The sequence below is a fragment of the Castellaniella sp. genome (assembly GCF_004321985.1).
GTDB lineage: Bacteria > Pseudomonadota > Gammaproteobacteria > Burkholderiales > Burkholderiaceae_B > Castellaniella.
In genome coordinates this window covers 1-9,835 of record NZ_SCQN01000080.1, presented here as the reverse complement: position 1 = coordinate 9,835, position 9,835 = coordinate 1, and the positions used below count along the sequence as shown (strand labels likewise).

Genomic DNA, 9,835 nt, shown 5'->3' with positions numbered 1-9,835 from the left:
CAGGTGCTCGGGGTCGTACATGCGGAAGGCCAGGCCGACCACCGTGGCGATCGGCGCCAGCGTGATGTAGCGCTTGTCGAAGCTGAGCCGGATGCCGAGCGTTTCGACGCCGTCGACCACTTGCCTGCAGACGATGCCGATGTCCGGGATCGAGGTGGCGTCGGAGCCGGCGTACGGACCGGTCAGCGCGAAGCAGGGAATCTCCTCGCCCACCGCCAGGCGCGGCAGGTAGTGGTTCTTCTGCTCCTCCGAACCGTAGTGCAGCAGCAGCTCGGCCGGACCCAGCGAGTTCGGCACGGCCACCGTGGAGGACAGCGTGGCCGAGACGGTGGACAGCTTCTGCAACACCGCCGAATGCGCCAGAGCGGAGAACTGCAGGCCGCCGTACTGCTTCGGGATGATCATGCCGAAGAAGCGGTTCTTCTTGATGAACTCCCACACGTTCGGCGGCAGGTCGGCCAGCTCGTGGGTGATCTGCCAGTCGTCGATCATCCCGCAGAGCTGTTCCACCGGGCCGTCCATGAAGGCTTGCTCCTCCACCGAAAGTTCGGGCTTGGGCTGCTTCAGCAGCTCGTGCCAGTCCGGCTTGCCGGAAAACAGCTCGCCCTCGAAACCGACCGTGCCGGCCTCCAGCGCAGTCTGCTCGGTCTCGGACAGTTTCGGCGTGACCTTGGCGAACAGCTTCAGGATCGGCAGGCTGATCTGCTTGCGGCGGAAGTCCACCAGCAGCAGCGGCAGCGCGATCGCCAGTTCGATCACCAGCAGGATTGCCGTGGTCCACGGCGCATGCACGACCAGGCCGACCACCAGCGTGGCGGCGATGGTGGCGATCGCCCAGGTGCGCAGGCTGCTGCGGTGGTAGGCACAGGCGCCGGTGGCGACGAGCGCCGCCAGCAGGGTCAGTATCACGGACATCTCAACACCTCATGGCGATGGAACGGCGCCGGCGACGCGCCGGCCGGTGGGTCAGGGGCAAGGCTCTGCGCGAAGCGGACCACCTCGCGCGTAAAAGCGTCATTCGCGTCGCCGGCCACCATGTGCGTGGCGTGCGGCAACTCCACGTGCTGCGCGTGCGGCACCAGTTGCAGGAATTCGTCGACGGTGGCGCGCGACACCACGTCGCTGCGCCCGCCGGACAGCAGCAGCACGGGCAGTTCGATCTTCCTTGCGGCGGCCTGCAGGCGTGGCTGGTAGCGCTCGCTCTCCTGCACCAGGTCGCCGGCCAGCAGGGCCGGATCCCAGTGCCAGCGCAGCCGGCCGTCGGCGCCTTCGCGCAGCAGCGGGCGCAACTGCTGCTCGCTCTTGCGTTCGCGCCGCTGTGGCAGGTAGGTGGCGATCTGCTCGGCAGCCTCGGCGTAATTGGCGAACCCGTGCGGGTGCGCCTGCATGAAGGCGAGGATGCGTTCCACCCCGGCGGTTTCCCAGCGCGGCGTGATGTCCACCAGCACCAGCGCACGGAACGGCGAGGGCCGCACTTCGCCGGCGAGCACGATGCCGAGCAGTCCGCCCATCGAGGCGCCGACCAGGATCGGCGGCTGCGGCTGCGCCGCGGCCAGCCGGCGCAGGTCGTCGGCGAACTGGTCCATGTGGTAGCCGGTGCGCGAATCGGCGCCAGCTGCCATCCACTCGCTCTGCCCGTGGCCGCGCGCGTCGAAACTGACGCAGCGGCAGCCCGCCTGCGCCAGCGCCGCGGCTGTGCTGTTCCAGGCGCCACGGGTCTGACCGAAGCCATGCGCGAACAGCAGGGCCGGACCGCCCTCCGGGCCACGCGTTTCCACCGCCAGGCGCAAGTCGGCGGTGGGGAAGTGGCTGACGGTCGGGGACAGCGGGATATTGCTCACCATACGGATGAGTATGGATTGCCCCGGCAAGCGGCGTCAACCGTGCCCTCGAGGCTGCGGCAGCGGGCTTGGTCCGCCCGGAGATTCCGCCGAGCGGCTTGCCGCATTACAAAAATGCGCGGGCTGCCGCTACCATACGCAAATGAATGTCAGCAGCAAGCCAGAACGTACCCGGCTGTCGGCCGAGGATTGGGAACTTGCCGCGCTGCAGCTGATCGCCGAGCACGGCGTCGGCGCACTCGCGGTGGAAGCGCTGGCACGCCAGCTGGGCGTGACCAAGGGCAGCTTCTACTGGCACTTCCGCACCCGCGAAGCACTGCTGCATGCCGCGTTGGAGCGCTGGGAGCAGTACGGCGAGCGCGAGGTGCTGGGCCAGATCGAACAGATCAGCGACCCGCGCCAGCGCCTGCCCGAGCTGTTCCGCCGCGTCGCCCACGAGCTGCAGCCGCACCGCGTCTACGCGGCGCTGCTGAAAGCATTGGACCATCCGCAGGTGGTGCCGGTGATGGCCCGCGTGTCGCAGCGGCGTATGGAATTCCTCACCACCGCCTACCGTGAAGCCGGCCTGCCGCCGGCCGAGGCGCTCAACCGCGCGCGGCTGACCTACGCCGCCTATGTCGGCTTCCTGCAGCTGAACTTCACGCTGGGGCTGCCGCGGATCAATCTCGAAGAGTTCGACGCCTATGTCGAACACATGATCGCGACCCTGATCCCGGCCTGAACCGGCCCCCGCGCAACACCCCGAACGGCGCCATCCGGCGCCGTTTTTGCTGCGCCAAACCTTGCAATACCAGTGCGCGCAAACTAGCGTTCCAACTCTTTTTTTCCACAAGACCTTAGAGGACATGATGGCCAGCACGCTGGAAGCGCTTGATCGTTGGGTCGCCGAAGTGGCGGCGCTGACCCGCCCCGACCGGATCCACTGGTGCGACGGTTCGGAAGCCGAATACCAGACTCTGGTGCAGCAGATGCTGGCCGACGGCACCCTGATCGAACTGAACCAGCAGACCCATCCAGGCTGTTACCTGCACCGCTCGCACCCGCAGGACGTGGCCCGCGTCGAGCACCTCACCCTGGTCTGCCACCCGAATCGGGAAGATGCCGGCCCGAACAACCACTGGATGGCCCCGGCCGAGGCGCACGCGAAGATCGACGCGCTGTTCGACGGCTGCATGGCCGGCCGCACCATGTACGTGATCCCGTACTGCATGGGCCCGATCGACTCGCCGCTGGCGCGTTGCGGGGTGGAGATCACCGACAGCCCGTACGTGGTCGCCAACATGAAGATCATGACCCGCATGGGCGCGGACGCGCAGGCGAGGATCGAGCGCGAGGGTTCGTTCGTGAAGGGCCTGCACTCGATCGGCGAGCTCGACCCCGAGCAGCGCTGGATCATGCACTTCCCGGCCGAGCTCAGCATCAAGTCCTACGGCTCCGGCTACGGCGGCAACGCGCTGCTGGGCAAGAAGTGCCATGCGCTGCGCATCGCCAGCAATCAGGCGCGCAGCGAGGGCTGGCTGGCCGAGCACATGCTGATCGTGGGCATCGAGAATCCGCGCGGCGAGACGCACTACATCGCCGCGGCATTCCCTTCCGCCTGCGGCAAGACCAACCTGTCGATGCTGATCCCGCCGGAAGGCTACCGGCGTGACGGCTGGAAGGTGTGGACGATCGGCGACGACATCTGCTGGATGCATCCCGGCCCGGATGGACGGCTGTACGCGATCAACCCGGAGGCCGGCTTCTTCGGCGTGGCGCCGGGCACCAGCGACGTCACCAACCACAATGCCATGCGGAGCATCTCGCACGACACCATCTTCACCAACGTCGCCGTCACCGCCGACAACCAGCCGTGGTGGGAAGGCCTGCCCGGCACGCCGGTCACCGACTGGCAGGGCCGACCCTACGACCCGGCCAATGGCCCGGCCGCGCATCCGAACTCGCGCTTCACGGTCAGCGCGAAGCAGTGCCCGACCTGGTCGGCGCAGGCCGAGGCGCCGCAGGGCGTGCCGATCAGCGCGATCGTGTTCGGCGGCCGCCGGCCCTCGCTGCTGCCGCTGGTGATGGAAGCGCGTGACTGGAGCCACGGCGTGCTGATGGGCGCCGCGATGGGCTCGGAAACCACCGCCGCGGCCACCGGCGCGGTGGGCGTGCTGCGTCGCGATTCGATGGCGATGAAGCCGTTCTGCGGCTACCACTACGGCGACTACTTCGCGCACTGGCTGTCGTTCGACCGGCCCGGCGCGAAGCTGCCGAAAATCTTCCACGTCAACTGGTTCCGCAAGGGCGCCGACGGCAAGTTCCTGTGGCCGGGCTTCGGCGACAACCTGCGCGTGCTGCAATGGATGATCGACCGCGCCGAGGGTCGCGTGCAGGGCGTCGAGACGCCGATCGGCATCCTGCCCGGCGAGGGTGAACTCCAGCTCGACGGGCTCAAACTCGAGCGCAGCCGGCTCGACGAACTGCTCGACGTGGACAACGCCGGCTGGCAGGCCGAGCTGTCCGCCATCGACGACTATCTCGCCAGCTTCGCCCCGCGCCTGCCCGAACGCCTGCGGCGGGAGCAGCAACGCGTGGCGCAGGCATTGGAGAGCGACGCCGGCCCGTCGCGCCGCGAGGCCGCCGCCTCCTGAGCCAACCGCACCGCGCGCAGGTCGTCGCGACTTGCGCGCGGTCCCCGCAGGCCGCCGTGCAAACCCTTTCGTGCCACGGCGCATCCAAGCTGGCAAGATGATCGCCGCCTGCCCCGCCCCTGGAAGCTCCATGTCGCCTGCCCCAGCGGGAGCCAACGACAGCGATGACGTGCGCGCGGCGGCCGCTGGCGACCGCCAGGCCTTCCAGCGGCTGTACCGGCTGCACGTGGGCCGCGTGCACGGCGCGGTATGCCGGCTCGCCGGCTACGACCATGCCCGCGCCGAGGACCTCACCCAGGACGCGTTCATCCGCGCCTGGCAGAAGCTGCCGGGCTTCCGTCACGAGAGCGCGTTCGGCACCTGGCTGTACCGGCTCGCGGTGAACGTGGCGCTGATGGACATCCGCGCGCGTGGCGCCGACCCGGTCAGCATGCTCGACGACGAGCATCTGCCGGATACCGGCCAGACCCCGTTCTGCGCCGCCGAGCGCGAGGAGCTGGAACGCGCCATCGCCCGACTGCCGCCGCGCGCCCGCGCCGTGCTGGTGCTGCACGACATCGAAGGCTGGCGGCACGAGGAAATCGGCGGCGAGCTGGGCATGGCCATCGGCACCTCGAAAGCGCAACTGCACCGCGCACGCGCGCTGCTGCGCAAGATCCTGGGAGAAAGCTCATGAACGAATTCGAATGGCGCCGCCAGCTGCGCGACCTGCGCCAGCCGCTGACGCCACGGCGCGACCTGTGGGCCTCGATCGACGCCATGCTGGAAGACGCCGGGCGCACGCAGGCGCCCGCGGCGCCGCACCCACGCGAGCCGCGCCCGGCGCCGCGCCATCGCCGGCTGCTCGCCGGCGCCGGGATCGCCGCCTCGCTGCTGCTCGCCGCCGGCATCGGCTGGCGCCTGTGGCAGCAGCCCGTGGCCGCGCCTGTGGCGGAACCCACGCAGGCCAGCGTCCACTGGAAACCTTCCGACCCCCGTTTCGCCGGTGCCGCGATCGAACTGGATGCCGCCCGCATGGAACTGCAGCTGGCCCTGCAGCAGGCTCCGGATTCTCCGGCGCTGCAACGCCTGCTCGGCCGCACTGAACAGCAACAGACGCAACTGCGCCAGCTGGCCCATCAGGCCGGCTGAGATCACCAGGAACCACCATGAAACCCGTCCGCTATCTTCCCCTGCTGCTGTGCCTGTGCATCGGCCAGGCGCTCGCCGACTCGCCGATCCAGCTGCGCCACGACGCCACCCCGACCGCCCGCATCGGCATCGGCAACGTCGCCGGCACGGTGAACGTGACCGCGTGGGACCGCAACGAAGTGGAGGTCAGCGGCCGACTCGGCGACGGCGCCAAGCCACTGGCGATCACCGGCAGCAACGGCGACCTGGAGATCCGGGTGGAACCGCAAGGCGGCTCCGGCTGGTTCAACCGGGGCGGCGACAGCAGGATGGCGCCGACCACGCTGGAGCTGCGCGTGCCCAGGGCAGCCTCGCTCGACGTCAACGTGGTCAGCGCGCCGCTGGTCATCGACGGCATGGACGGCGGCAGCATCCAGGTCAGCACGGTCAGCGGCAAGGCGCGCATCAATGCACGCACGCCCTCGCTGAAGGTGCACAGCGTCAGCGGCGGCATCGAGCAGGCCGGGCATGCCGACCAGGCCGACCTGCAGACCGTCAGCGGCGAGATCCTCGCGCCGGCGCTGGGTTCCGAGGTCGAGCTGCAGACCATTTCCGGCCACATCCAGGCCAGTGGCGGGCCGTGGCGCAAGCTCACCCTCAGCACCGTGTCCGGCGACGTGCAGCTCAGCGGCGGCGTGGCCGCCGGCGGCAGCATCGGCATCGACAGCATGAGTGGCGACGTGCAGCTCCAGCTGCCTGCGACGACTTCGGCCAGCCTGCATGCCAGCAGCTTCAGCGGCGACCTGCGCAGCGATTTCGGCACGCCGAAGAAACCCGAGCACGGCCCCGGCAGCTCGCTGGACGTCCGTCTCGGCGACGCTGCCGGCAAGATCAACATCGAGACGTTCAGCGGCGACCTGCGCGTGCGCAAGCGGGACTGAACGCACGCGCGAACGAAAAACGCCGTCGCATGGCGACGGCGTTTTTCCTCATGGGACCGGCGGAAGAAAACCGCTCAGAGATCCTGGTGGTACTGCACGTACGGCGTGCGCGACTGATCCGGTTCCGGGCCGGCCGGCGTATTGGTCGAGGTGCCGGACGACCACAGGTTCTGCGCGCCGACGCTCAGCGAGCCGCGCCACGGCAGGCGCCAGGTCACGCCCAGGTCGATGCTGTTCCAGCGCCGGTCGGCGTTCAGGCCACCGGGGATGCCCGCCTGCGGCTGCATCGTGCGGCCGGTCACCACGCCGCTCAGCGGGCCATGGTCGACGCCAAAGCTCAGCGCCTTCTGGTCCAGCGTGTCGACGCCGAGCAGGTTGCCCGGCAGCAGGTGGACGCGGCCCACGCTGGCGCCAAGGTCGATGCCGCTCTTGCTGCCCAGGGCCAGTCGACCGTGCGCATTGAGCTGGGCGCTGCTCTCGAAACTGGACAGGCCATCCACGCCCGGCGCGGCGCCCGGCAACACGCGCGGCAACGCGTTCCTGTTCGGCGTGGTGGTACTGCCGACGCTGACGCCCACGCTGTAGCTGCCGGCGTCATAGGTGGCACCCACTTCACTGCCGAACACGCGCAGACCCGGGTTCGTCCAGGTCTGCTCGCTCACCGCCGCGTGCGCCTGCAGCCGCGGGCCCAGGCCGTATTCGACGCCGGTGGTCATCACCGTGGAGGCGTCCACCACCCGCAGCGTCAGCGGCGCATTCTTGCGCAGCGCTTCGGCACCGGTGCTGCGATCCGCCTTGATCGCCAGCAGCCGGCCATCGGCGCCGCGCCAAAGCGGCACCACGACACCCGGCTCGACCTCGGCCGTCTGCTCCGGCGGTTGCGTCAGCAGACGCTGCGCCAGGCTGTTGTCGCCGCCCACGGACTGCCCGGCCGCCGCAAGCGGCAGCGAGAGGGTCAGCAGCAGGACGGACAGGCGACGCATGGGGACGGACCGAAGACTCGTTCGATGGTGGATACTTGGCGCGCAGTATACCCTGCTTTACGTTTTGCTAACACCCTGAAAACCCGCGCCAACGCACAAATGCGGGCACCCGGCACAGCTTCGACCCCCGGGCCCGTCACGGGTTCCCACCCCGGCAGGAAACTGGCGAGGGGGCAGACTTACACGATATAAAGACGCGTCAACCCGCCAGATCGCACCGGAACCAGTCGCAGCCCCATGAGCGCCACACCGACGATCCGTTCATCCCAGCCGCCGCCGGTGGCCAAGGATCTTGCGGCCCTGCATGCGGCGGTCGAAAGATTGTTCGAGGCTTCCGACGCCGCCGGCGTCATGGAAGTGTGCGAGCTGATGCTGGACAACCTCGGCATCCACGGTCGCCTGCGCTGGCGGCGCATGGATGAGCAGCCCGGTCATCTGGCCGGGCAGCTGGTGCTGGCCGAAGATCCGCAAGGCCCGCGCAGCCTGGTGCTGGAATGGGCCGACCTGCCGCTGCCCGAACCCCTGCGCGAGCGCCTGGACTGGCTGGGCCGGCTCGCCGACGTCCGCCTGCACCAACTGGCCGAGACCAGCCGCCTGTACGAGGCCATCTCGCGGCTGGCACAGGCCGAGCGACTGCAGCGCGCGCTGTACGCGATCGCCGAGCAGGCCGGCGCCGAACACGACATGCCCGAGATGATGCGCTCGCTGCACGCCATCGTCAGCAGCCTGATGTACGCGGAAAACTTCTACATCGTGCTCTACGACGCGGTCACCGAGACGGTGCGCTTCCCCTACTACGTCGACATCAAGGACACCGATCCGCCGCCGCCGGAGCAGAGCGTGCCGCTGCAGGACATGCTGCACAGCCTGACCTGGAACCTGCTGCAGGAAGGCAGGCCGCTGATGGGTTCGATCGACGAGTTGCGCCAGCAATTCAGCAACCGGCTGGTGCCGCTCGGTCCCAGCTGCGAGCACTGGCTGGGCGCGCCGCTGCTGCGCGCCGGCCGCGTCGTCGGCGGCATCGTGATGCAGAGTTACCGCGCCGATACGCACTATTCCCGGCACGACCTGGAGCTGCTGAACTATGTGGCCCAGCACGTGCAGACCGCGCTGGAGCGGCGCGAGGCGCACCTCGAACTGGGTCGCCGGGTGACCGACCGCACCGCCGCGCTGCGCGAGGCGAACCGCGTGTTGCGCCAACAGGTGCTGCAGCGCCAGCGCGGCGAGCGCCTGCAGGCGGCGCTGTTCCGCATCGCCGAGCTGTCCAACACCTCGGACAGCCTGGACAAGTTCTACGCGGCCATGCATCAGGTCATCAGCGGCCTGCTGTACGCGCGCAACTTCTACATCGCGCTGCTGGACGAGGAGAGCGGCCACCTCACCTTTCCCTACTCGGTCGACGATGTCGAGAACGTGCGCCCGTCGCGCGCGCACGGTCGTGGCGCCACCGAATACGTGCTGCGCCATGCCAAGCCGCTGCTGGCCACGCCGGCGGAGATCGACCGCCTCAGCGCGCAGGGCGAGATCAGCCATTTCGGCGCGCGCTCGGTGTGCTGGCTCGGCGTGCCGCTGATCTGGGGCGGCAAGGCGATGGGCGTGCTGGCGCTGCAGAGCTACTCGCCCGAGCACACCTACAACGAGCGCGACCAGGAACTGCTGACCTTCGTCAGCTACCACATCGCCAACGCGCTGCAGCGCAAGCAGGCCGCCGCGTCGCTGAAACACGCCTATGCCGGGCTGGAACGCCGCGTCACCGAGCGCACCCGCGCGCTGGCGCTGGCCAACCGCGACCTGCGCGAACAGATCGCCGAGCGCGAGCGCGTCGAGCGTCGGCTGAAGTACGAGACCCTGCACGACTCGCTGACCGGCCTGCCGAACCGCACCCTGCTGCTGCAACGGCTGGAACAGGCCATGCGGCGCTATGCTGACAACCCCGACGAGCAGTTCGCCGTGCTGTTCATCGACCTGGACCGCTTCAAGGTCATCAACGATTCGGTCGGCCATCTGGTCGGCGACGACCTGCTGTTCCAGGTCGGCGGCCGCATCCGCGCCTGCCTGAAGACCCGCGACGTGGTCGCGCGGCTCGGCGGCGACGAGTTCGCGGTGCTGCTGGAAGGCATCGTCGAAACCGACAAGGCCACGCTGATCGCCGAACGCATCATCAGCGAGCTGCAGACGCCGTTCCGGCTCGGCACCAAGGAGATCTTCACCTCCGCCTCGATCGGCATCGCGCTGGCCCGCCCGCATTACCGCCAGCCGGAGGAACTGCTGCGCGACGCCGACGCGGCGATGTACAACGCGAAGGACGGCGGCCGCCATCGCGCGGC

Annotated in this window: 9 protein-coding genes; 6 read left to right on the top strand and 3 right to left on the bottom strand. The window is 69.1% G+C overall.

Translation table 11 applies throughout. The features are described 5' to 3' along the window. Window positions 1-909 (bottom strand): acyl-CoA dehydrogenase family protein (locus EPN31_RS16575; protein ID WP_291775925.1); only part of this gene is annotated, 909 nt, incomplete at its 3' end. Beyond that, window positions 906-1,844: an alpha/beta hydrolase gene (locus EPN31_RS16570; protein WP_027492827.1), complete on the bottom strand. Its 939-nt coding sequence runs from the start codon at window positions 1,842-1,844 to the stop codon at window positions 906-908. The genes EPN31_RS16575 and EPN31_RS16570, both read right to left, overlap by 4 nt. 139 nt (window positions 1,845-1,983) lie before the next feature. Here EPN31_RS16570 and EPN31_RS16565 point away from each other — a divergent pair, with 139 nt between their 5' ends. The 5 genes from EPN31_RS16565 (at window position 1,984) to EPN31_RS16545 (ending at window position 6,525) form a co-directional block, all read left to right on the top strand. Beyond that, a complete protein-coding gene (locus EPN31_RS16565) occupies window positions 1,984-2,562 on the top strand; it encodes a TetR/AcrR family transcriptional regulator (protein WP_008439619.1) in 579 nt (192 codons plus the stop codon). Between the two features lie 124 nt (window positions 2,563-2,686). Next, complete coding sequence (locus tag EPN31_RS16560) at window positions 2,687-4,474, top strand: phosphoenolpyruvate carboxykinase (GTP) (RefSeq protein ID WP_081666615.1); 1,788 nt, start codon at window positions 2,687-2,689, stop codon at window positions 4,472-4,474. Window positions 4,475-4,604: 130 nt separating this feature from the next. Continuing rightward, window positions 4,605-5,150 carry a sigma-70 family RNA polymerase sigma factor gene (locus EPN31_RS16555; RefSeq protein ID WP_008439617.1) on the top strand — a complete coding sequence of 182 codons (546 nt, stop codon included), beginning with the start codon at window positions 4,605-4,607 and terminating at the stop codon, window positions 5,148-5,150. Then, on the top strand, window positions 5,147-5,605 hold the full coding sequence (locus tag EPN31_RS16550) for a hypothetical protein (protein WP_027492825.1): 459 nt from the start codon (window positions 5,147-5,149) through the stop codon (window positions 5,603-5,605). Before EPN31_RS16555 ends, EPN31_RS16550 begins: the two co-directional genes overlap by 4 nt. A gap of 17 nt (window positions 5,606-5,622) precedes the next feature. Next, the gene (locus tag EPN31_RS16545; RefSeq protein WP_008437139.1) at window positions 5,623-6,525 is read left to right on the top strand and encodes a DUF4097 family beta strand repeat-containing protein; all 903 of its coding nucleotides are present in this window, start codon (window positions 5,623-5,625) and stop codon (window positions 6,523-6,525) included. Window positions 6,526-6,599: 74 nt separating this feature from the next. On the opposite strand, the gene EPN31_RS16540 is transcribed toward EPN31_RS16545, so the two are convergent. Next, window positions 6,600-7,508 carry a hypothetical protein gene (locus EPN31_RS16540; protein WP_027492824.1) on the bottom strand — a complete coding sequence of 303 codons (909 nt, stop codon included), beginning with the start codon at window positions 7,506-7,508 and terminating at the stop codon, window positions 6,600-6,602. 237 nt (window positions 7,509-7,745) lie between these two features. Here EPN31_RS16540 and EPN31_RS16535 point away from each other — a divergent pair. Continuing rightward, on the top strand, window positions 7,746-9,835 hold a 2,090-nt coding region (locus EPN31_RS16535), incomplete at its 3' end, for a diguanylate cyclase (RefSeq protein WP_291775902.1).